Source organism: Coprococcus intestinihominis (genome assembly GCF_040096555.1).
In the GTDB taxonomy this organism is placed as follows: domain Bacteria; phylum Bacillota; class Clostridia; order Lachnospirales; family Lachnospiraceae; genus Coprococcus_A; species Coprococcus_A intestinihominis.
The window spans coordinates 1-22,671 of record NZ_JBBMEK010000026.1; the positions used below are offsets into that span (position 1 = coordinate 1).

Consider the following 22,671-nt stretch of genomic DNA (forward strand, 5'->3'; position numbering starts at 1 on the left):
GATCTTGCTTGTAACGATCTGATGTCCGATATGCTCGGAGGTGATAACTAACAGAACAGGAAGTACAATAGCAATGGCCTGCATATTGAACTTCGGTGTCTGGAAGTTCGGAAGGGCAAACAACGGCGCCGCTGCCACTTTTGAGAAGTCAACAATACCGCATGCCAGAGAAGCCACATAACCGGCAATAATAGCGATCAGAATCGGAATAACGGACAAAAATCCACGGAATACGACAGAACCGATAACGGCTGTCAAAAGTGTCACCAGAAAAACAATGATATTGGCCGGAAGAAGCACTTCATCCTTCAGGCCTGCATTAGAAGCTGCCGTACCTGCCAGCTCCAGACCAATAAGGGCAACAACAGGGCCCATTGCTGCCGGAGGCAGGACCACATTGATCCACTCAGAACCAAACTTGTAAATAATCAATGCCAGAATACAGCCGCAGAAGCCGACGGCCACGAAACAACCCAGGGCATAATCATAGCCCCATTTGCTGATAACGATACCTGCCGGTGCCAGAAATGCAAAACTGGATCCCAGATAAGCCGGCGCACGTCCCTTTGTGATTAAAATAAACAGCAGCGTACCAAGACCATTCATAAACAACACGATTGCCGGATTAATACCAAACACGAACGGAACAAGCACAGATGCACCGAACATGGCGAACATATGCTGAATACTGAGCGGAATCAGCAGCTTTACAGGGACTTTCTCATCAACCTGTATAATTCTTTTGTTTTCCATAAAAGTTCTCCTCTTCTCTATAGCGTCTTAAGATTCTTCACTATTATATACGAAAGACGTCAAATAGAAAAGCCCTAATTTATATTACCAACAAATTTAAGCACTTCTGCCCGTCCAAAATAAAACCAGACAGAAAATATCAAATTCTTCTGAAAAGAGCCCACGCCCCTTCTAACTCTGTTGGTAAACATTTAGCTGATTCTCACAGTTTTGCCAATAGAATTAGAAGGGGCGTGGGCTCTTTCAAAGCACTTGATATTTTCGTCACTCTTCGTGCCAATGCAGTCTGTGCAGATGCCCCTGCAGTTCCATCTGCGCAAACTGATGCTGTCTGAGGGCCTCATACAGCACAATGGCCACTGAATTGCTCAAGTTCAATGAACGTATGTTGTATTCCATCGGGATACGCATACAATAATCTTCGTATTTCACAAGAATTTCTTCCGGGATACCGGCACTTTCCTTGCCAAACATCAGATAACTGTCCGGCTCATAGGCCACTTCCGTGTAAATATGTCTGGCCTTTGTTGTTGCCATATAAAGCTTGCCGATACAATCCGGATTCTTCTCAAGAAAATCTTCAAAATTCTCATACACTTCATAGTTCAGATGCGGCCAATAGTCCAGTCCCGCACGCTTAACCATCTTGTCCGTAATTTCAAAGCCCAGAGGCTTAATCAGATGCAGTTTGGTACCGGTGGCCACACAGGTTCGTCCGATGTTGCCTGTGTTGGCAGGCATCTCCGGTTCCAGCAAAACAATATTCATACTCATAGATTTTTCTCTTTTCTCACCCAGCTGACAAAACGTGCCATACGGTCTGTCGCTTCTTTTAATTCTTCAAGAGAATAGGCATAGGAAATTCTCAGGAAACCTTCGCCGCTGTCTCCGAATGCTGTACCCGGAACAACTGCTACTTTTTCCTTCTTCAATAATTCTTCCGCAAATTCATCTGAAGTCATGCCCAGGCTCTTGATGCTTGGGAAAATATAAAAAGCGCCGAATGGTTCAAAGCAGTCCAGTCCCATCTCCCTGAATGTATGTACAAGGAAACGTCGGCGCTGATTGTAGGATTCACGCATCATGGCTACATCATCATCACCATTGCGAAGAGCCTCCACAGCCGCATACTGGCTGGTTGTCGGTGCACACATAATGGCGAACTGATGAATTTTCAGCATCTGATGCAGAATCACATCCGGTGCGCAGGCATAACCGAGACGCCATCCTGTCATGGCATAAGCCTTTGAAAAACCGTTGATAAGAACCGTTCTCTCCTTCATGCCAGGCAGGGATGCAATGGATGTATGCGGATATTCATAAGTCAGTTCACTGTAAATTTCATCACTGATAACGAAAATATCATGCTTCACGCACAGTTCGGCAATGGGCTTTAGGTCTTCCTCCGTCATAATGGAGCCTGTCGGATTGTTCGGGAAAGGCAGCACCAGAATCTTTGTCTTTGGTGTGATCGCAGCTTCCAATTCTGCTGCTGTCAGTTTAAATTCATTTTTTTCCTGAAGATTAATAATCACAGGCACACCATCCGCCAGCACAACGCACGGCTGATAAGAAACATAACTTGGCTGCGGAATAATGACCTCTTCACCAGGATTGAGCATGGCGCGCATGGCAATATCAATGGCTTCAGAACCGCCCACTGTCACCATAATTTCGTTCACAGGGTCATATTCAACATGGCATTTGCGTTCCAGATAAGCACTGATTTCTTCCTTCAGTTCCTTCAATCCGGCATTGGATGTATAAAATGTACGGCCTTTTTCCAGAGAATAGATACCTTCCTCACGGATATGCCACGGTGTATCAAAATCCGGTTCACCCACACCAAGAGAAATGACATTCGGGTCATTCATTTCTACGACAAGATCAAAAAACTTACGGATGCCGGAAGGTTTAATGTCTATGACTTTATCGGATAATGGGTTTCTCATGGTGTGATCAGCTGCCTTTCTTTCTTATTTGTCTCAGAAACCATGATTGTACCGTGGTCTTTGTATTTCTTCAGTACAAAATGGGTTGCTGTGCTTGTCACGGATTCCAGTGTGGAAAGTTTTTCGGAAACAAATGCAGACACCTGTTTCAAAGTCTTGCCTTCCAGCATCACACAGAAATCATAAGCACCGGACATCAGATAGACAGTGTCCACTTCAGGGAAGTTGTAAATACGCTCAGCAATATGGTCAAAACCATGACCTCTCTGAGGTGTCACGCGCACTTCGATCAATGCTACAACTTTTTCACGATTTGTCTTATCCCAGTTAATGATTGTATGATAACCGCAAATCGTCTTGTCTGATTCCATCTCATAAATGGCTTTTGCAACTTCTTCTTCAGGTTCACCCAGTACAATTGCAAGATCCTTGATGCTGATCTTGCTGTTTTTTTCTATGACAGATAAAATCTTCTCTTTCATTTCATTCATTTTCTCATACCCCTTTTCTATGATTGCTATAGATGATCAAATCCAGCTGTCTGCTTTCTATGATTCAGATTTTGCCTGATTCAGACTCTCATATCGAAATGGCTCCAGAAAGCGCACTTCTTCATCGTTTAAAACCACCCGGTCATTATCATCAGTCAGATGTCCAATGATAACAGCCGGGATGCCCGCGGCAGCCAGCTCCGCCAATACTTTCTGACCATGCGTGGCCGTCAGAAGCACTGCGCCTGCTGACATCAGCTGATATGGGCTGATATTAAAATAATCACAAATCTCCACTGTCTCCTGCCTGAGCGGTACTTCCTTCAGCTGAATACGAGCTCCGAGCCCTGCATTCTCCGCCAGTTCCCATACAGCTGTATAAACACCGCCTTCGCCGCAGGCATACATACTTCTCACTCCGGCTGCCGCTGCCGCTTTAACAGCTGATACAGCCGAAATTGTATCTCCTGTATAATCCGCTTCCATCACAGGACTCAAAAATACAGGATTAAAATGCCGCTCCAGCTCTGCCTGACCGACAAAAGCCAGCTTTGCCGCACCATAATCGCCTGCATAACCAGCCATGATAATATCCTGGTCCGCCTCGGCCTTTTCCGGTTCAAAAAGGCCTCCGGCTTCCCCAATAGCTGTTGCTGTAATGACAGTTTCCGTCAAACCCGGAACCGCAGCTACATCCGCCTGCACGGATGTTATATGAAGCTTCCCGCAGCTCTCAGAAACCGATCCCATCAGTGCTTTGATGGATTTCTCCGGTAATTCCGCGGATACGATCAACTGTATATTCACAGCCAGCGCATAGGCGCCTGCTGCTGCCAGACGATTGACTGCCAGATGCACCGCACCTGCTGCTGCCAGCTGATTGCCTGTCAATGTCGCAAAAGCCATCAGCATCGCTTTATCACTGTCCGCCGCAAAATATAATATATCCCTTCCGCCGATGCGATTGTCCCCCGCACCCGGCACATTTTTCTCTATTACTTTCTTTACAGAACGTTTGTAAATTGTGTCTGTCACCTTGCCGTAATCCAGCATATCCCAACTCCTGATATTCATTCTCTATTGACCATCGAATGCTCCGCAGTTCAAACCGACGCTGCGCATACATCACTCATTCTTCTTGTCGCCGCTTGTATTATCTGCCTCTTCCTTCTGATCACTATTGTCATCACTGCTTTCCTTCTTCGTACCGACAGTGATATACCTCGGAGACGCACTGTAATAACTTGTGTTGATCCAGACGGTATCCTGAAGGCTTCCGTCCACGTAAATCTTCTTATAAAACGATGCCACATAGCCGTCATGGGCGCTCTGTGTCACTTCCTGCCATCCCTCCGGCTGTGTATCATCCTTGGTAATAACATCATCCCCGGGCTTAATGGTCTTATCTGTCACACTGGTAAACTCAATGCTTCGATTGGAAGCTCTTGTCTCATGCCCGTAAATGTTCACATAGATTTGTCCGCCGTACGTATAGGCTTCAATATAAACCGGTGCATCCAGATTATTTCTGAATCTGAAATCCACACCGCCCTCCGCAACCGTGGCATCTGCGCCAAGGGGCACATATCCAACAGTCAGACCATGATTGGAACGCTCAACCACTTCCAGTTCCGCTCTCAAAACGGCATTATACATCGTGGATGAAACCTGGCAGATACCGCCGCCGGTACTTGGTACTACCCGACCGCCTGAATAGCCGGTGGCCTGGTAATAGCCATTCGCCGCCGTAAAAGGTGTTACATGATTCAAAAAAGAAAATGTATCCCCAGGATAGACGACCGTCTCATCGACCAGCGATGCACCGTTGGCAATATTGGCAATACGATTGCTGCTGGATGACGAATAATCTGTTGAATAACCGCCGAGAAGATCTGTCACCTGTTTCAGCTCATCACTTGTATGAGCCGCTTTCGTCTCTTCAACCACAGCATCCAGTTTCTGACTGGATCCGTCCCAGCCATCGCCTAACGCCTTTTCAACTTCAGCTGTTGTGGCATCTGTATCCACTTTCACCCCTGTTACATCATCTGTAATGATAAACTCACCGGAATGGCGCACCAGTGACGCATTCTCAGCCTCTTTATTATACGACTCTGTCTTCTCACTGATAACTTTCTTCAGTTTGTTATGATCATATTCAAACTTCAATGTAAATTCAGCTTTATTATTCTTCACATCTGACAGCTCTTTGTAGCGCCTGATCAAATTGCCCTTTGTGCCGATCTGACATATATCCTGCACAACTGTACTGTCCGCCGCATGCATATCAAAATCCTTGTAGGCAAAAGTGACATCTTCCCCTAAAACAGTTAATGTCACGGAACCGCCGCAAACTTCATCCATATACTGCTGCAGCTTATCTTCTGCCGCCTTCACCGTCAGGCCGCCAAGTTCCATACCATTGACAGTGACCCCATCCGGCACTTCATGATTTTCATCAACCGTCTCAGCATAAACCATTCTGCCGGCTGACACTGTGAACGTCATTGCCATTAACAGTCCCAGTATTCCTTTCCAAGCTTTTTTCATCATATGTCCCCCACAGGCTCTCTCTATCCTGTCAGTCTTCGGTTTCAATACATCTCATGTTATTCAACGCCCTGTCTGAATAACTGCACATTCTAAACGAACTGGATAACCATGCTCAGAACCATGGAAATTACAATCAATGCAACAATAATCGTTGAAATAATCTTTGTTGTCTTTTTATTCATTTCTATCACTCCTATTAAAACGCTTCATGCGTCCATACTGAAGAATCGTTTTATCAATCCAACGGGACGCTTCACTCATTGTCATCTGCTCCATTGCATCGTTAAACTCTATTTTATGATATTTACATAAATCCTTCAAGTAGGCTTTTTGTTTTTTTGTCATGGGCTGCTGCTTTTTTGCCTTAAAGCCCATCTTCTCCGGTACAAAAAGCTTCGGCTCCGATGTTTCAAAATAATGGGCCAGCGTCTGATACAATTTAGCCGTCGCCAATGCATCATGGTAAGCACGATGTGCGGAACTGTTGATAATACCGTAATGTTCACACAATGCGCCCAGACTTCTCGACGGCAGATCCTTATGTACAGTTTTAGCAATCTTTAAAGTATCAATACCCTCATGCTCAAAAGGCAGATGGTACTTTTCGGCAGCCATTTTGGTAAAACGATAATCAAACCCCAGATTATGACCGACAACCACATAATCTTCGCAAAAATCGACAAAATCTCCCACAACCACCTGCAGATTTCTCGCCCCGGCCAGCATATCATCCGTAATGCCGGTCAATTCGGAAATCTGCTGCGTCAGCTTCTGATGAGGATTAATAAACTCTGAAAAACGGTCTGCCACTTTCCCCTGAATGACCTTCAGGGCGCCGATTTCTATGATCGTGTCTTTATCCGGAGACAGTCCTGTCGTCTCCAGGTCAAATACCACATAATCTTTAACCATTTGCTGTTTCCTCCATTTCAGCATTGCATTCCGACACAGAAATTGCCGTCATCTTTGCTGCATACGTTAATGGATTTCTCTCTTTATAATCAAACAGCAGTACTTCCGGTTTTCCTGTCCATTGCCCGGATGCCGCCGTTGCCCGGATATCCATGGCAAATCCTTCCATATGGGTCATTCTCTTCATCTGGCGGGCCGTGCATCCCTCATAGGATGGCAGATACCTTTCTGTCATTTCCCGATTCCTGTAAAAATCTTCACACAGCGGACGATAAAGAATCTCATGTGCCCATTCCGGCCGCGACTTAAGATTCTCTCTGGCATAGAGATCGTAAAGCATGGTGGCTTTTAGAATTTCTATGGCATCACCGTGTACCTCTTGAATATCCTTCTTTTTATCAGCTGCAGCCATATCATTGACCACTCTCCCCAGATGCCGTTCCTCTGCAAACTGCAGCAAAATATCATATCGCTGCATTCTGCCATGCTGTACTTTGTCAAATCCGCACTGCTCGTAAAACGCTGCCAGATCTTCAAAAAAATCAAAAGGTGCCTTATAAAAATGCATAAGATATGTCACAGACTGCTCAAACTGATGGCTGTTGTAATAAATCTCCACCATTTCTTCCACACCTTTTAACTTCAGAATATCATCATAACTCATCCAGTCTGTTTTCAGTACCTCATACGGTGCCTTTTTTCGATAAACAATGCCATATGTTTCAGCCATATCATACATCCTGGAACCTTTTAATACCTTTAAAAAGCCCAACTGCAGCTGTTCCGGCTCCATCTGATACACATCATTAAAAGACTGTCTGAATCTGTCATAATCTTCATATGGCAGTCCGGCGATCAGATCCAGGTGCTTATGAATATTATGCCCGACATTCACGGTATGCACAGCCTTTGCCAGGCGATCCAGCCGCATGGTCCTGGAAACCTCCTGAATCGTCGCGTCATTGGTGGACTGGACACCGATTTCCAGCTGAACCAATCCCGGACGCATATCTGACAGAATCGCCAGCTCCTCATCATCCAGAAGATCCGCACCGATTTCAAAGTGGAAATTCGTTATACCGTTGTCATGGGCTTTGATATAACGCCAGATAGCCATAGCGTGTTTCTTATTGCAGTTAAAAGTTCTGTCCACAAATTTGACCTGCGGCACCTCATGATCAATGAAAAACTGCAGTTCCTTTTCCACAAGGGCCATATCTCTTAAACGCACCTTCCTGTCCACGGAAGACAGACAATAAATGCATGAAAATGGGCATCCTCTGCTTGTTTCATAATAAATAATCTTATTCTTGAAATCATTCATATCTTCATAGACAAAAGGTACCTTGTTCAGATCCATGACTTCACGCCAGCCGTTATCCACCAATTGTCCGTTTTCACGGTAAACAATCCCCCGAATGTCCTCAAGCTTTCCACTACCGTCAATATAGTACTGCATCAATTCATGAAATGTCTCTTCTCCTTCACCACGAATAACGCCGGTCACTCCCGGATTTCGCTCCAGACATTCCGCAGCATCATAAGATACCTCCGGACCACCGAACCAGATCGGCATATCCGGCCTTATCTGATGCAAAAGTTCCGTCAGTTCCTCCACCATTCCCATATTCCATATATAACAGGAAAAAGCGACCATATCCGCTTTCTCCTTGTAAAGATCTGCCAGTATATCTTCTGTATACTGATTGATCGTATATTCTTTGATCTGAATCTGTTCTTTATATTCATCCGAAAAAGCCCGCAGACTGCACACTGCCAGGTTGGCATGAATATACTTGGCATTGATCGCTGCCAACACAATCTTCATTCTCTATCCCTCAGTTCATTTCTACATTTCTATTCTATGATTTATACATTTTCAGTCATTATGTCTTTTCTGTTTATCTCTTCTTTATCCATCACTCGCTTATCGGTCAGTCCCAAATTCAGTAAGCACTTTGCGAATATCACTCATCTATTATAGGTCATCTCTCATAGAATACGCAATACTTTCTTTGCCATTGATGAATGCCTGAAAATCAATTATATTAAAATACAGTTAAATATTCCTTATACTTTCGATGATACCATCAAGGTGAACCTGTATGAACAGCTTTACATCAATTTTGCTGAAATAAAACAGGCCCTTTAAATTTTCAGTCCAATAGATAAACGGGGAACAAATGATACTTTTCATTTGCTCCCCGTTTCATATGTTTAAATCCTATTCTGTATTTTATAAGTTCGGACGAATCTGTTTTGGCTTATAACCGGCTTCTTCCAATGCCTGTATAATCTCTTTCTTATGCTCTGTACCAAAGGCTTCCAGTGTGATCTTCAGTTCCACTGCTGCACTTCTGTTAGTGCTAAAGAACTGATTATGATCCAGCTTGATCACATTACCGCGCTTGTCAGCGATAACCTGTGATACGCGGACCAGTTCACCCGGCTTATCCGGCAGAAGAACAGAGATGGTAAAGATTCTGTCCCTTGCAATAAGACCATTCTGGACAACAGATGACATGGTGATAACATCCATGTTGCCGCCGCTCAAAATAGAAACGACTTTCTTGCCCTTCACATCTAAATGCTTCAGCGCTGCAACAGTCAAAAGGCCTGAGTTCTCAACAATCATCTTATGATTCTCAACCATATCGAGGAAGGCAACAACCAGTTCTTCATCATCCACTGTGATAATGCCATCCAGGTTCTTCTGGATATATGGGAAAATCTTGGTACCCGGTGTCTGAACCGCTGTACCATCTGCGATAGTATTGACCGGTGAAACCGTTGTCACTTTGCCATTCTCAAGGGATGCTTTCATACAAGCTGCACCGGATGGCTCAACACCGATGACTTTGATATTGTTCTTCAGCATCTTGGCCAGTGTGGATACGCCTGTTGCCAGACCACCGCCGCCAATTGGAACAAGAATATAATCTACCAGTGGCAAATCCTGAATCACTTCCATAGCGATTGTTCCCTGTCCTGTTGCTACGCGCAGATCATCAAATGGATGAATAAATGTATAACCATGCTCTGCTGCCAGTTCATAAGCTTTCTCACATGCCTGATCATAAACATCACCGTAAAGAACCACTTCTGCACCATAAGCCTTTGTACGCTCTACCTTGATCAGCGGTGTGGTCGTCGGCATGACGATAACAGCCTTTACACCATAACACTGCGCCGCATAGGCAACCCCCTGTGCATGATTGCCGGCAGATGCCGTAATCAGACCTCTCTGTCTCTCTTCCTCTGTAAGCGTACCGATTGTGTAATAAGCGCCTCTCAGCTTGTAGGCACCTGTCAGCTGCATATTCTCTGGTTTAAAATATATCTTATTGCCTGTGTGATCACTGAAATATTTGCTGTAAATCAGACCTGTTTCCTGTGTCACTTTCTTCACTGCCTCACAAGCTGCCTCAAAAGCAGGTAAAGTCAGCATATTCTTCTCAGCCTCTGTAATCTCACGAGACTTGATCTTATTGATCTTCTCTTCTAATGTCAATTCAGCACCAGTTGCCAAATCCTGTTTCTTTGTATTCTCTGCCATAATGCTTCTCCTAGTTAGATTATGCAAGTCAAAAACTCAGTGGACTTATCATTCCTTATCATTCCACTGGGATATAAAATATTGTACGGTTTATAATTATACAAAATATTCCAAAAGAAATCAACAAAAACATCCTGACATTCAAGCTCAAAGCCTGTCCTGCCAGGATATTTCTCTCATACAACTATTGATTTAATTAATCCAGTTCAGCATAAAAGTCAACAACTGCGCTGTATTTTTCAGGATCCTCGATGACGTTCAGAATGACTTCATCTTCTTCACAGGATTCATCCATGATTGCATTCATAAACAGCATGCCATCCGGATCTGTGTTGATATTGTCTCCTTCGATTTCACCGAGTAAAACGAATTTTTCAGTCTCCATCTCGAATTCATCCAAGATGGCAAATTCTACTTTGCTGCCATCTTCCATCTCAAGTGTCACTGTATCAAATTCGTCCATTTCTTCGTTTTCTTCGATTCCCATTTGTCTCTCCTTTATTTAAGACTTTCCCGCCGACTTCATTAATATCAAAGATGGCAGGCTGCCTTTTGTTCGATTTTCAATAAAGCGTCTATTATAATGCTGCTTCCAGCGTCTTTCTGATGGCTTTAATGAATTCTTCACTGTTGGCAACTGTCACATCTTTCATGGTTGTGATCAGTGCCAGGTCTTTGGTCATTGTACCATTCTCAATCGTATCGATGGTTGCTTTCTCCAACTTGTCGGCAAAAGCCATCAGTTCAGGAATATTATCCAGTTCACCACGTTTTCTCAGAGCGCCGGTCCATGCAAAAATGGTTGCTACAGAGTTTGTAGATGTTTCTTCGCCCTTCAGGTATTTATAATAATGTCTCTGAACAGTACCATGAGCAGCTTCATACTCATAAGTGCCATCCGGTGCAACCAGAACAGATGTCATCATCGCCAGAGAACCAAAAGCTGTAGCTACCATATCGCTCATAACATCGCCATCATAGTTCTTGCAAGCCCAGATATAACCGCCCTCTGAACGAATGACACGGGCAACTGCATCATCGATCAGTGTATAGAAGTATTCAATGCCTGCTGCATCAAATTTCTCTTTGTATTCTGCATCAAAGATTTCCTGGAAAATGTCTTTGAATGTATGGTCATATTTCTTGGAAATGGTATCTTTTGTTGCAAACCAGAGATCCTGATGGGTGTCCAGTGCATAATTAAAGCATGCTTTGGCAAAGCTTTCGATGGAAGCGCAGATGTTGTGCTGACCCTGAATAATGCCCGGTCCATCAAACTGGTGAATCAGTTCACGTGTCTCTTCACCGGCTTCATTGGTATAAACAAGTTCCGCCTTGCCTGCTGCAGGAATCTTCATCTCTGTTGCCTTATAAACATCACCATATGCATGTCTGGCAATAGTAATTGGTTTCTTCCATGTTCTGACTGTTGGTTCAATACCTTTCACAACGATTGGCGCACGGAAAACAGTACCATCAAGAATGGCACGGATCGTACCATTCGGGCTCTTCCACATTTCTTTCAGATTGTATTCTTTCACACGAGCAGCGTTCGGTGTGATTGTTGCACATTTGACAGCAACACCGTATTTCTTTGTTGCCATGGCAGAATCAATGGTTACCTGATCGTTGGTCTGATCTCTGTACTCCAGCCCCAGATCATAATATTCTGTCTTCAGATCAATAAATGGAAGAAGCAGTTCGTCTTTGATCATCTTCCAGAGAATTCTTGTCATCTCATCGCCGTCCATCTCAACCAGCGGTGTTGTCATTTTAATCTTCATCGTCATGTCCTCCCGTAATATGTGAAGTTCAGACCGACAGCGGCAAAAGCTACCGCCGGCCTGTCTCAATATAGTAGCATTGACTTACTCAGTCTCTTAAGCCTCTTTATAGTAGTTGATCAGACAACCTGCAAGAATGATCTTGCGTTCATCATCTGTCAGTTCACCCATCTTCAATGTAATCGGTTTCATCTCTTCGCCCACAACATAAGCAGGAATATCTGTCAGCTTATCCTCAATCGCCTTTCTAATGCCAGGAATGAAAATATAGTCATCGTTGGCAAACGGCAGCTCATCTTCAGGATAGATAAATGGCAGCATGCCCCAGTTGATCAGGTTGGAACGATAACGCTTTGTTGCATAGCCTTTAGCAATATTGGCCCATCCGCCAAGTACCTTCTGACATGAAGCAGCCTGTTCACGGGCAGAACCATCCCCCGGCTTCACCGCATAAATCGTACTGCCTACAGCTGTTTTCTTCGCATCCATATCCGGGAATGCTTTCTTGATATTCTCAATAACTGCTTTGACTTCATCAGACAGTTCTGTACCGCCGGAGCATGGGCATCCGCCGGCCTGTCTTGCCTCTTCAAGTGCACGAACAGCCTTCGCACGACCCACATAAGCAGGATCTTTTCTTGATAATGTAAATTCAGCCAGACCAAGCGGGTTGGATCTGAAGGAAGATGTTTCACCGGATGGAATCAATTCATCGGTTGTTGTAACCGGATCATGGATTTCGGATACAACCTTAACGATCAGATCATCTGTCAAAGCGGTCATTGCAGGCCAGTCCTTGATGTTTGGTCCAAAATGGATCTCCACTTCAGGATGAGCCACACCCTTGCTGTCATAAACTCTATTGTCATAAATCGTCTTATCAAAATGATATTTTGGATGCTTGTATTCAATATCTGCCAGATCGGTTGCAGGTGTCAGGAATCCTTTATTAGCTGCTGTTGCTGCGATAGAACGGGCATCCATCAGTGCAACAGAAGCTACCTGGCCATTCTGAAGCTTGGAGCCTTCACGGTTCGGGAAGTTACGTGTTGTATGACGGATACTGAAAGCATTATTCGCCGGTGTGTCACCAGCACCAAAGCAAGGACCGCAGAAAGCTGTCTTCAGAACGGTACCTGTTGCAAGCAGATCAGCTGCCACGCCGTTTCTCAGCAGTTCCATATAAATTGGTGTACTTGCAGGATAAACATTCATGGTAAACTTGTCTGAACCGATGCTGCGGCCTCTCATAATATCCGCTGCATCGCAGATGTTCTCGAATCCGCCGCCGGCACATCCTGCGATAATCCCCTGGTCACAGTATAACTTGCCGTCAACAATCTTGTCCTTCAATGTGTAATCAACGGCACCGTCAAAGCTGACTGCTGCACGTTTTGCCACATCATCCAGAATATCTTCAAGATTGGCATTCAACTCCTCAATTGTATATGTATTGCTTGGATGGAACGGCATTGCAATCATTGGTTTGATGGTGCTGAGATCAACCACAACCATACCATCATAGTAAGCAACTTTTCCAGGATTCAGTTCTTTGTAATCTTCCGGTCTGTTATGCAATACGTAAAATTCTTCGATCTTGTCATCTGTACGCCAGATAGAAGACAGACAGGTTGTCTCTGTTGTCATAACATCGATACCGATACGGAATTCTGCACTCAGATTGGAAACACCTGGTCCTACGAATTCCATGACTTTGTTGTTCACATAGCCGTTGGCAAATACTTCACCGATAATCGCCAATGCCACGTCCTGAGGACCTACACCCTTCATCGGTTCGCCCGTCAGATAAATGCCGACTACCCCAGGCATATTGATATCATACGTTCTGCAAAGCAGCTGTTTGGCCAATTCGCCGCCGCCTTCACCGATAGCCATTGTACCAAGGGCACCGTAACGTGTATGACTGTCAGACCCCAGAATCATGCCGCCGCAGGTTGCCAGCATTTCACGGGCAAACTGATGGATGACTGCCTGATGTGGCGGTACGTAAATGCCGCCGTATTTCTGGGCACATGTAAGTCCAAACATATGGTCATCTTCATTGATCGTGCCGCCGACTGCACAAAGACTGTTGTGGCAGTTCGTCAGTACATACGGAATAGGGAATTTCTCAAGTCCGCTTGCTCTTGCAGTCTGAATAATACCGACAAACGTAATATCATGGGATGTCATCTTGTCGAACTTGATCTTTAACTGCTCTTTTGAATCAGAAGTGTTATGAGCCTGCAAAATATTGTAAGCCATTGTCTGTGCCGCTGCATCCTTCTTCTCCGGCACATATCCGAGTTTTGAATTAAGAATTGTCGTACTATCCGCAGTATCTTCAACAATTTCCTGTCCGTTTAACAGCCAGGCACCGTTTTGAAGTAATGTAATCATAGAACCTCCTGTCCTTGCTTTGCAAGTTATTTCAAAGCAATTTGCATCAATATTGGCTTAAATTGAATTTATTATACACTTAAATCCAGTCCTCTTGCAACTGTTCCGGTGTATTTTTGCAAAATCTTTTAAATACGATGTCATTAAGTAATCATTTGTGCTGCCCGATGTCATCCCCATTGGTGATATAAACGAGCATCACTATAAAACAACTGCATAGTTTTTCCTGCACACACACATATTATTAATGCCATTGTTAAATTCACGTATAATCAAGCAAATGATTTTCTATTTTTAGATGATAGTTAAAATTTTTTGGAGGTTTTCTTATGGATATCTTAAACGTCATTCTTCTCTCACTTTTCTCCCTGATTGCCCTTTTCATCCTCACCAAACTCATGGGCTATCGGCAGATGTCTGAAATGAGCATGTTTGATTATATCAACGGCATCACTATTGGCTCTATTGCCGCTGAAATGGCCACCTCCCTTGAAAAGGACTGGTGGCTGCCCCTGACTGCCATGGTCGTTTATGCCCTGGCCGCCATTGTTCTTTCCTATATTTCCGTCAAATCCATGGCCGCCCGTCGAGTGATCTCCGGCAAACCTTTGATTCTGATGGACCATGACACGATCTATGAAAAGAATCTCTTGAAAGGCAAAATAGATTTATCCGAAATGCTGCTGCAATGCCGGGTCAACGGCTATTTCAATTTGTCGGATCTGCAGACAATCATACTGGAACCCAATGGCCGTATGAGTTTCCTTCCAAAATCCGACAAACGTCCCGTCATTCCCGAAGATATGTCTATGACTCCTGAACAGGAATTCCTTGTAGCTAATGTGATCATTGACGGTCACATTATGGAGAAAAATCTGCAGCACGCCGGCAAAGATATCCAGTGGCTGAATAAACAGATGCATGCCCAGAATATTTCTAATCTGAGGGAAGTTTTGCTGGCTACCTGCGACATGCATAATCAAGTGACTTTCTATCAGAAAACCCATCAGAAAATGACAAACGATATTCTGGATTAACGTCGGCATCATTGCTTTTTTTCCCTTTTTAAGCTATACTAAGAACAGTGATTTTAACCGGAAAGGAAGAAACATGCAAAAGAAAAATATATTAATCAGTGTGATCGACGGTCAGGGCGGCGGCATCGGCAGACAATACATTTCTGCCCTTACCTCTGTCCTTCCAAAGGATCTGCCTGTCACCATCCGTGCACTGGGGACCAACTCCCTGGCCACCTCCAACATGCTCAAAGGCGGTGCGAATGATGGTGCCACAGGCGAGAATGCCATCGTTCTCAATGCAGGACGCTCCGATATTATCGTGGGCGTTGTTGCTATTGTTGTTGCCAATGCCATTCTCGGCGAATTAACACCGACTATGGCTCAGGCGATCGGGGCCAGCAATGCCCGACGGATTCTGATTCCTTTCGACAGCTGCAATACCCGTATTGCCATGCTGTCCAACGGGCCGCTTCAGGCCTTTATCGACCAGGCCGTTCGCATGACGACGGACTATATCGGCGAATTATTACAATAAACTAAGGAGATTTTTACAATGGAAAACACAAATGAAAAGACTGCCGGACAGAAGCTCCAGGAAGAACTGACATGGAAGTTTCCTTCTGTTGCCCTGGAAGCACCGGAACGTGTCAAAGAAGCTTATGATTTCTGCGAACCTTACAAAGCATTTTTATCCGAAGCCAAGACAGAACGTGAATGTGTGTTAAAAGCCGAAGCAATGTTAAAAGATGCCGGCTACACAGAATTCGACCCGAAGGCTTCCTATCAGCCTGGAGATAAGGTTTATTTCAACAACCGCGGCAAAGCGATTATCGCTTCTACCTTCGGTACTGCACCTTTAGATGAGGGTATTCGTCTGAATGCCGCTCATATCGATGCACCGAGACTGGATTTAAAACCAACACCTGTTTATGAGAAGAATGATATTGCTTACTTCAAGACCCATTATTACGGTGGTATCCGCAAATACCAGTGGGCAACAATTCCTCTTTCTCTTCACGGTGTGATCTACAAGAAAAACGGCGATGCCGTTATCGTGAATATCGGTGAAGATCCTGCCGATCCTGTTTTCTATATCAGTGATCTGCTTCCGCATCTGTCTGCCAGACAGAATCAGCGTTCCCTGGCTGAAGGTATTAAAGGTGAAGAACTGAATATTCTCATCGGTTCCATCCCTTATCCTGAGAAAGGCTTAAAGGACCCTGTGAAGTTAAAAGTTCTTCAGATCCTGAATGAGAAATACGGTATTGTTGAAGCAGATTTCTATCGTGCCGAACTTGAAATTGTTGCCGCAGGCCCTGCCCGTGATGTTGGTTTTGACAGAAGCCTGATCGCATCCGCCGCTCACGATGACCGTGTATGCGCTTATCCGGCACTCCGTGCAGAGTTGGATACACTGCATCCTACATATACAACTGTAACCATCCTCACAGACAAAGAGGAAATCGGTTCCGTCGGCAATACGGGCCTTCACTCCGATTATGTTCGCCATTATCTTGAATATCTTGCTGAAAATGCAGGTGTTTCTTATAAAGATATGCTCCAGCACGCACTGTGCCTATCCTCAGATGTCAGTGCTGCCTTTGACCCGACATTCCCTGATGTCTATGAAGCAGGCAACTCCTGTTATCTTGGCAAAGGCTGTGTCCTGACCAAGTACACAGGTGCAAGAGGCAAGAGTGGCTCCAGTGACGCCAGTGCAGAGACCATGTCCAAAGTCATCGGTATCATGGAAGCCCACAACGTTTACTGGCAGGCCGGCGAACTGGGCAAAGTCGATGAAGGCGGCGGCGGTACTGTTGCACAGTTCATCGCAGGTATGAACATCGATGTTGTCGATCTGGGCGTACCGGTTATGTCCATGCATGCACCAATGGAAATCGTATCCAAGATGGACGTCTACGAAGCCTACAACGCATTCGTGGCATTCTATAAGTAAAATTGTTTGTGAATACTCAATAGTCCTTGAAGGGAATAAAAATAATCGTCCACAGGCAGAAGCACCTGCCCGTGGACGATTATTTTTATTCCCTGGCTATTCTTTTATCCGGCGTGTGAGAAAGATAACCGGATACTGCCCCTGCAGAGTTTTGTACATATCATTCTCCAAAATTGATGATATTGATTCGGTTTATCTGCTCTCGGATGCTTTAGGGCTGAAAAGGAAGTAACGGTCTTTGTTGGCATCCGGTTCTTCCTGCTCCAGCCATTTCTTGAAGTCGCCGTCTGCATAGTATTTGATTTCTCTGTAACGACAGTCTTCTGCGAGAACCTTCATGGTTGTATGAAGGACGTTGCCGTTGACAATGACCTTGTCACGACGGCCGTCTTCCTGATATTTATCCGGCATTAATGACGGGTCAAGGACTGTGATATGCTCGCCGTCTTCTTCGATACCCACAACAGCGATAAAGTGTCCGCCATGTGAGAATACACCGATATAATCTTCTTCCGGTCTGTCCCCTGCAGAGCATGCAACGGCCATATAGCCTTTCTTCAGATGCGCTCTCAGAAGCTCAGGATCATCTGTGATCACAAGATCCAGGTCAAAGCGTTCTGCAATATACGGTCCAAGGACGGTTAAGTCTGTGCCCGGACTGTGGTTGGCATTGACATTGATGGAAAGTTCCAGACAGTCGATCAATGGGAATTCCCTGCCTGTCATATTCTCAACAACCATACATGAAGCGCAGAGGCCACAGCCCGCATCTCTGACGGTTGTATCTGAACGTCCCAGTTCAGGAAGATCTGTCAGTGTCGGATATGGAACATGGGGATAGTTTGTCTGATTATAGTATCTCATTTTATTATTCACCTCTTCCCCATTATATCATATCTTTTTCCTTTACAAAATATGATTTTAAAGTTATCATATTAGTCATAAGGATTTTGCCCACAGGCATTTCTTCCTGATGCTTGCAGATTGGATTCATATAGATCAGATGCATGCAGATGCTGATGTTTGTCCGGGCAGTACATATACAGGAAGGAGGATTTACATGCAGGAAGGTGAAGCAAGGCGCGAACAGCTTCTGAAGATGCTGAGGGACAGCACGGCTCCTATCTCGGGAAGTGCCCTGGCCCGTTCACTTGGTGTCAGCCGTCAGGTTATTGTTCAGGATATTGCGCTGCTGCGTGCAGTGAATAAGGATATTCTCGCCACAACGAAGGGATATGTTCTGTACAGTCAGCAGACGGAAGCCTGTCACCGGATTTACTGTGTCAACCACAGTGATGATGCCATTGCAGATGAATTGAATACCATTGTTGACAACGGCGGCAAGGTGCTTGATGTCATCATTGAACATGAGATTTACGGGCAAATCACAGCCAATCTCATTCTGGAGAACCGTCGGGATGTGGCAGAATTCTGTGACCGTTTGAAGCATTCCAATGCCAAACCGCTGAATATCATCGCAGGCGGCACCCATTATCACACAGTTGAAGCCCGATCCGAAGTCATGTTGGACAATATCGAATGTACACTTCGTGAAAAAGGTTACCTTGTTCGCGCATAAGGTCAACCTTTTTATTTTGCAAATCCTGACAAGACACATGTATATACAGGGAGTTTTTCTATGTCAACAATTAAGAAGTTTTTAAATTTGATTTTTATTGACGGTCTGAGCGGCATGGCCCTCGGCCTGTTTTCCACCCTGATTATCGGCACAATCCTCAAACAGGCCGCTGATCTGGTCGGCGGCGATTTCGGTTATTATCTGGGTGTTTTTGCCGTTATGGCCCAGCGTCTCACCGGCGCCGGCATCGGTATCGGTGTCGCCTACAAGTATAAATCCTCGACTTATGTCACATTATCTGCCGCTGCCGCAGGTATGATCGGCGCTTATGCAACTGCGATTATCTCCGGTTCCATTCTTTCTGATGGTGCCTTGGTCTACAGCGGTCCCGGCGATCCTCTGTCAGCTTTCATTGCTGCTCTTGCAGGCATTGCTGTTGGTTCTCTCCCTGCCGGCAAAACCAAACTGGACTTATTGATCACCCCTGCTGTCACCATTATCGCGGGCGGTGCAGTGGGCATTATCGTCGGTCCGCCTGTGTCAACGATCATGACACGCCTTGGTGATATCATCAATTGGGGCACGGTTCAGCAGCCTCTGATCATGGGCATTGTCGTGTCTGTCATCATGGGTATGGTACTCACCCTTCCCATCAGTTCTGCTGCCCTTGGCATCATCCTCGGGCTCTCAGGTCCTGCTGCCGGTGCTGCCACCATCGGATGCTGCTGCCAGATGATCGGCTTCGCTGTTGCCAGCTTCCGTGAAAACGGCGTTGGCGGCCTGCTTGCACAGGGTATCGGCACTTCCATGCTTCAGGTACCGAATATCATCCGCCATCCCCAGATCTGGATCCCTGAAATTCTCTCATCAGCTATTCTGGGGCCAATTGCCATCAGCCGTTTTGTTGGCATGACCAATAATGCCACCGGAAGCGGTATGGGTACATCCGGCCTGGTAGGACAGATTATGACATGGCAGACAATGACGGCCGTTGAAAGTCCGGTTCTCGTCCTGATCAAGATTTTTCTGTTTCATTTTATTCTTCCCGGTCTTCTTACCCTGGTCTTCTCAGAAGCCATGCGCAAGAAAAACTGGATCAAAAGCGGCGATATGAAATTGTCTATTTGACCTTTTGACCCCAACATCATTTGATTCAGAACGCACAAAAAGCGACAGCCTGATCTACACTTTGTATTTCAGGAACTGCCGCTTTTCTTTTCAGTATCGACTGCATACGGTTCTCCAAATCTGTATTGCCTACTATCAGATTTCTCGTTTTATTCAGCCAAAAGCACGTATCCCGGGACTAATCCTCATCCCTTAAAATATCTACAATCTTTAACAGCTTTCTCTTCTCATCTGCCGTACACGCACCGTATTTTCTCAGCATCTCTTCATCCATCATTTCATTCTCTGTGGATTCACCAACCAGATATCCCAATGAAACATTCAGTACAGATGCCAGCTCACATGCCAATGACAGGCTGATATTATTCACTCTGTTATTCTCAATCTTGCTTATATATCCAACACAGGCATCTACAGCTTCCGCCAACTGCTCCTGCGTCATTTTATTCTTCACTCTCAATTCTTTTACTCTTTTGCCAATCGTCAATTTCACATGCTCTCCGCCTTTTGAAATATAATACAATTATTATATGACTTTAATGCATGTTTTATAATCGAATATAATTCAAGTCCTATGGTAATATATTACATTTTTCAACTACACTATGCTACATATGGGTTGTCGCAGAATTTCCACATTATAACCGTGTATCGAATTAGAGAAGTGACAGATATTATTTTTATCGAATCCATAAATCTGATTCATTTAACATTGTATGTTATCCTGTACAAAATCAGAGCTCAACGACAAAAATAATATTTTATCCCTTTACTTCCACTCTACATTTGTGGTACTTTTGTAGATATGACTTACTCAGGCAAAACATTTGACGAAGAAGTCTAACACAACATCCTATTATTTACAGCAGATTGGAGATAACTATGGCACAACTCAGCGCATTTGATGTATTAGGCCCTAATATGATCGGCCCTTCAAGCTCACATACAGCGGGCGCAGCCGTGATTGCTTATCTCGCCCAGAAGATGATCAACGGCCCTATTATAAAAGCAACATTTACGCTGTATGGTTCCTTTGCCCATACCTATTCCGGCCACGGTACAGACCGCGCGCTTTTAGGCGGGTTACTTGGTTTCCATACAGATGACAAACGTATCCGGGATTCTTTCCGAATCGCATCCGAACGCGGCATTGAATATCATTTTATACCGAATGACACCGTCACCGATATTCACCCAAACTCTGTGGATATCCTGATGGAAAATGAAGCCGGAACAACCATGCTTATCCGTGGTGAATCCCTTGGCGGCGGCAAAGTACGTATTTCTAGGATCAACAATGTTGAAGTTGAATTCACCGGTGAATACAGTTCCGTTATTGTGGTACACCAGGATCAGTTAGGTCTTGTTGCGCATATCACTGCCGTTCTCAGCCATTTCGGAGTCAACATTGCCTTCATGCGTCTGTTCCGCGAATCCAGAGGTCAGACGGCCTACACCCTTGTTGAAGTCGACGGAGACCTTCCGAAAGGTATTAAGGAAATGATCTCTGACAATCATTATGTACACGACGTTATGATTATCGAACCATAATCCGGGAGGGACACAACATGGATTTTAAAAAAGCTGCAGAGTTATTATCTCTCTGCAAAGAATATGACAAACCCATCTCTCAGATCATGATGGATCGTGAATGTGAGATGACAGAAAAGCCTCTGGATGAAATCAGATCCAGAATGGCTGTCTCCCTTCAAATCATGAAGGATGCCACCAAAGAAGCCATCAACCAGCCTTCCCAGTCCATGGGCGGTCTGATTGGCGGTGAAAGCAGAAAACTGTCTGACTTGCAGTCCTCCGGGAAAAATATTGCCGGCAATCTGATTTCCAAAGCGATTGCCTACTCTATGGGTGTGCTGGAAGTCAATGCTTCCATGGGGCTCATCGTTGCCGCACCGACAGCCGGCTCATCCGGTGTTATTCCAGGTGTCCTTCTGGCACTTCAGGAAGAATATGATTTCACCGATGACCAGATCATCGACGCACTCTTCACATGTTCTGCCATTGGCTATCTTGCCATGCTCAATGCAACCGTTGCCGGTGCCGTCGGCGGATGTCAGGCCGAAATCGGCGTTGCTGCCGCAATGGCCGCTGCCGCTGTTGTCGAATTGATGGGCGGAACACCGGAACAATGTACAGATTCCGCCTCAACAGTGCTTATGAACATGTTGGGTCTTGTCTGCGACCCGGTGGGTGGCCTGGTAGAATATCCATGCCAGAACCGAAATGCATCCGGTGCATCCAACGCCATTGTGGCCGCTGAAATTTCCCTTGCAGGTATTCACCAGCTGATCCCGCTGGATGAAATGATGGATATCATGTATACCGTCGGAAAAAAACTGCCTGCTGAACTGCGCGAAACGGCCCTTGGCGGATGTGCATTATCCCCAAGTGCCTGCGCAAAATGCAAAATTAAACATTAAATACAGATAGTCTAAAAGGCCAGTCCCGTCATTCAACGGAACTGGCCTTTTATATAATAAACGCTATTCTATTACATGATCAGATAAATAACTGCTGCTGAAATCATGATCTGAATGATGGCAAATCTGAACACAGCCTGTGTGTTGGA

General features: G+C 45.0%; 21 protein-coding genes. 7 read left to right on the forward strand and 14 right to left on the reverse strand.

The window, feature by feature from the left end:
- The 12 genes from WMO25_RS03685 to WMO25_RS03740 all read right to left on the reverse strand — a co-directional run.
- Positions 1-753: solute carrier family 23 protein (locus WMO25_RS03685; RefSeq protein ID WP_349084107.1), on the reverse strand; the 753-nt coding region annotated here is incomplete at its 3' end.
- A gap of 264 nt (positions 754-1,017) precedes the next feature.
- Positions 1,018-1,521: a tRNA (cytidine(34)-2'-O)-methyltransferase gene (locus tag WMO25_RS03690; RefSeq protein WP_117526734.1), complete on the reverse strand. Its 504-nt coding sequence runs from the start codon at positions 1,519-1,521 to the stop codon at positions 1,018-1,020.
- Between the two features lie 2 nt (positions 1,522-1,523).
- Positions 1,524-2,705, reverse strand: coding sequence for an aminotransferase class I/II-fold pyridoxal phosphate-dependent enzyme (locus WMO25_RS03695; protein WP_349084109.1), 1,182 nt, complete (start codon positions 2,703-2,705; stop codon positions 1,524-1,526).
- On the reverse strand, positions 2,702-3,187 hold the full coding sequence (locus WMO25_RS03700; protein WP_117526736.1) for an Lrp/AsnC family transcriptional regulator: 486 nt from the start codon (positions 3,185-3,187) through the stop codon (positions 2,702-2,704). Before WMO25_RS03700 ends, WMO25_RS03695 begins: the two co-directional genes overlap by 4 nt.
- Positions 3,188-3,253: 66 nt before the next feature.
- On the reverse strand, positions 3,254-4,270 hold the full coding sequence (locus tag WMO25_RS03705) for an AIR synthase-related protein (protein WP_349084110.1): 1,017 nt from the start codon (positions 4,268-4,270) through the stop codon (positions 3,254-3,256).
- A gap of 51 nt (positions 4,271-4,321) precedes the next feature.
- Positions 4,322-5,749 carry a VanW family protein gene (locus WMO25_RS03710; protein WP_349084112.1) on the reverse strand — a complete coding sequence of 476 codons (1,428 nt, stop codon included), beginning with the start codon at positions 5,747-5,749 and terminating at the stop codon, positions 4,322-4,324.
- Positions 5,750-5,923: 174 nt separating this feature from the next.
- The gene (locus WMO25_RS03715) at positions 5,924-6,661 is read right to left on the reverse strand and encodes a 3'-5' exonuclease (protein WP_015513523.1); all 738 of its coding nucleotides are present in this window, start codon (positions 6,659-6,661) and stop codon (positions 5,924-5,926) included.
- Complete coding sequence (locus WMO25_RS03720) at positions 6,654-8,489, reverse strand: B12-binding domain-containing radical SAM protein (RefSeq protein WP_349084114.1); 1,836 nt, start codon at positions 8,487-8,489, stop codon at positions 6,654-6,656. Before WMO25_RS03720 ends, WMO25_RS03715 begins: the two co-directional genes overlap by 8 nt.
- A gap of 408 nt (positions 8,490-8,897) precedes the next feature.
- Entirely contained in the window at positions 8,898-10,109 is a 1,212-nt protein-coding gene (gene ilvA / locus WMO25_RS03725) for a threonine ammonia-lyase (RefSeq protein ID WP_215689663.1), read from the reverse strand.
- Positions 10,110-10,413: 304 nt separating this feature from the next.
- Complete coding sequence (locus tag WMO25_RS03730; protein WP_349084116.1) at positions 10,414-10,704, reverse strand: DUF1292 domain-containing protein; 291 nt, start codon at positions 10,702-10,704, stop codon at positions 10,414-10,416.
- A 91-nt stretch (positions 10,705-10,795) separates the two neighbouring features.
- A complete protein-coding gene (locus tag WMO25_RS03735) occupies positions 10,796-12,001 on the reverse strand; it encodes an NADP-dependent isocitrate dehydrogenase (protein WP_015513519.1) in 1,206 nt (401 codons plus the stop codon).
- Positions 12,002-12,097: 96 nt separating this feature from the next.
- On the reverse strand, positions 12,098-14,401 hold the full coding sequence (locus tag WMO25_RS03740) for a hydratase (protein WP_349084118.1): 2,304 nt from the start codon (positions 14,399-14,401) through the stop codon (positions 12,098-12,100).
- A gap of 329 nt (positions 14,402-14,730) precedes the next feature.
- On the opposite strand from WMO25_RS03740, the gene WMO25_RS03745 reads away from it, so the two are divergent.
- From WMO25_RS03745 to WMO25_RS03755, 3 genes are all read left to right on the forward strand, one after another.
- A complete protein-coding gene (locus tag WMO25_RS03745; protein ID WP_349084120.1) occupies positions 14,731-15,438 on the forward strand; it encodes a DUF421 domain-containing protein in 708 nt (235 codons plus the stop codon).
- A 73-nt stretch (positions 15,439-15,511) separates the two neighbouring features.
- On the forward strand, positions 15,512-15,955 hold the full coding sequence (locus tag WMO25_RS03750; RefSeq protein ID WP_349084122.1) for a DUF3842 family protein: 444 nt from the start codon (positions 15,512-15,514) through the stop codon (positions 15,953-15,955).
- A gap of 18 nt (positions 15,956-15,973) precedes the next feature.
- The gene (locus WMO25_RS03755; RefSeq protein WP_349084124.1) at positions 15,974-17,377 is read left to right on the forward strand and encodes an aminopeptidase; all 1,404 of its coding nucleotides are present in this window, start codon (positions 15,974-15,976) and stop codon (positions 17,375-17,377) included.
- Between the two features lie 192 nt (positions 17,378-17,569).
- Here WMO25_RS03755 and WMO25_RS03760 read toward each other — a convergent pair whose 3' ends face one another.
- Positions 17,570-18,241, reverse strand: a complete 672-nt coding sequence (locus WMO25_RS03760; RefSeq protein WP_015513514.1) for a cysteine peptidase family C39 domain-containing protein — start codon at positions 18,239-18,241, stop codon at positions 17,570-17,572.
- Positions 18,242-18,437: 196 nt separating this feature from the next.
- On the opposite strand from WMO25_RS03760, the gene WMO25_RS03765 reads away from it, so the two are divergent.
- Entirely contained in the window at positions 18,438-18,956 is a 519-nt protein-coding gene (locus WMO25_RS03765; protein ID WP_349084126.1) for a transcription repressor NadR, read from the forward strand.
- 60 nt (positions 18,957-19,016) lie between these two features.
- The gene (locus tag WMO25_RS03770) at positions 19,017-20,084 is read left to right on the forward strand and encodes a PTS sugar transporter subunit IIC (protein WP_349084128.1); all 1,068 of its coding nucleotides are present in this window, start codon (positions 19,017-19,019) and stop codon (positions 20,082-20,084) included.
- Positions 20,085-20,262: 178 nt separating this feature from the next.
- On the opposite strand, the gene WMO25_RS03775 is transcribed toward WMO25_RS03770, so the two are convergent.
- Positions 20,263-20,577 (reverse strand): helix-turn-helix domain-containing protein, encoded by a 315-nt coding sequence (locus WMO25_RS03775; protein WP_117526655.1) that lies wholly within the window; start codon positions 20,575-20,577, stop codon positions 20,263-20,265.
- Positions 20,578-20,966: 389 nt separating this feature from the next.
- On the opposite strand from WMO25_RS03775, the gene sdaAB reads away from it, so the two are divergent.
- Positions 20,967-21,635, forward strand: a complete 669-nt coding sequence (sdaAB, locus tag WMO25_RS03780; RefSeq protein WP_349084130.1) for an L-serine ammonia-lyase, iron-sulfur-dependent subunit beta — start codon at positions 20,967-20,969, stop codon at positions 21,633-21,635.
- 17 nt (positions 21,636-21,652) lie between these two features.
- The gene (sdaAA, locus tag WMO25_RS03785) at positions 21,653-22,522 is read left to right on the forward strand and encodes an L-serine ammonia-lyase, iron-sulfur-dependent, subunit alpha (RefSeq protein ID WP_349084132.1); all 870 of its coding nucleotides are present in this window, start codon (positions 21,653-21,655) and stop codon (positions 22,520-22,522) included.
- The last annotated feature ends 149 nt before the right edge of the window (positions 22,523-22,671 follow it).

Excerpts from the sequence above, each read along its gene's own strand:
- WMO25_RS03705 (WP_349084110.1), bottom strand. The coding sequence starts at position 4,270 with ATGAATATCAGGAGTTGGGATATGCTGGATTACGGCAAGGTGACAGAC.
- WMO25_RS03700 (WP_117526736.1), bottom strand. The coding sequence starts at position 3,187 with ATGAAAGAGAAGATTTTATCTGTCATAGAAAAAAACAGCAAGATCAGC.
- WMO25_RS03750 (WP_349084122.1), top strand. The coding sequence starts at position 15,512 with ATGCAAAAGAAAAATATATTAATCAGTGTGATCGACGGTCAGGGCGGC.
- WMO25_RS03710 (WP_349084112.1), bottom strand. The coding sequence starts at position 5,749 with ATGATGAAAAAAGCTTGGAAAGGAATACTGGGACTGTTAATGGCAATG.
- WMO25_RS03730 (WP_349084116.1), bottom strand. The coding sequence starts at position 10,704 with ATGGGAATCGAAGAAAACGAAGAAATGGACGAATTTGATACAGTGACA.
- WMO25_RS03715 (WP_015513523.1), bottom strand. The coding sequence starts at position 6,661 with ATGGTTAAAGATTATGTGGTATTTGACCTGGAGACGACAGGACTGTCT.
- WMO25_RS03765 (WP_349084126.1), top strand. The coding sequence starts at position 18,438 with ATGCAGGAAGGTGAAGCAAGGCGCGAACAGCTTCTGAAGATGCTGAGG.
- WMO25_RS03770 (WP_349084128.1), top strand. The coding sequence starts at position 19,017 with ATGTCAACAATTAAGAAGTTTTTAAATTTGATTTTTATTGACGGTCTG.
- WMO25_RS03690 (WP_117526734.1), bottom strand. The coding sequence starts at position 1,521 with ATGAATATTGTTTTGCTGGAACCGGAGATGCCTGCCAACACAGGCAAC.
- sdaAB (WP_349084130.1), top strand. The coding sequence starts at position 20,967 with ATGGCACAACTCAGCGCATTTGATGTATTAGGCCCTAATATGATCGGC.
- WMO25_RS03720 (WP_349084114.1), bottom strand. The coding sequence starts at position 8,489 with ATGAAGATTGTGTTGGCAGCGATCAATGCCAAGTATATTCATGCCAAC.
- WMO25_RS03735 (WP_015513519.1), bottom strand. The coding sequence starts at position 12,001 with ATGAAGATTAAAATGACAACACCGCTGGTTGAGATGGACGGCGATGAG.
- WMO25_RS03745 (WP_349084120.1), top strand. The coding sequence starts at position 14,731 with ATGGATATCTTAAACGTCATTCTTCTCTCACTTTTCTCCCTGATTGCC.
- WMO25_RS03695 (WP_349084109.1), bottom strand. The coding sequence starts at position 2,705 with ATGAGAAACCCATTATCCGATAAAGTCATAGACATTAAACCTTCCGGC.
- WMO25_RS03760 (WP_015513514.1), bottom strand. The coding sequence starts at position 18,241 with ATGAGATACTATAATCAGACAAACTATCCCCATGTTCCATATCCGACA.
- WMO25_RS03740 (WP_349084118.1), bottom strand. The coding sequence starts at position 14,401 with ATGATTACATTACTTCAAAACGGTGCCTGGCTGTTAAACGGACAGGAA.
- sdaAA (WP_349084132.1), top strand. The coding sequence starts at position 21,653 with ATGGATTTTAAAAAAGCTGCAGAGTTATTATCTCTCTGCAAAGAATAT.
- ilvA (WP_215689663.1), bottom strand. The coding sequence starts at position 10,109 with ATGCTGACTTTACCTGCTTTTGAGGCAGCTTGTGAGGCAGTGAAGAAA.
- WMO25_RS03755 (WP_349084124.1), top strand. The coding sequence starts at position 15,974 with ATGGAAAACACAAATGAAAAGACTGCCGGACAGAAGCTCCAGGAAGAA.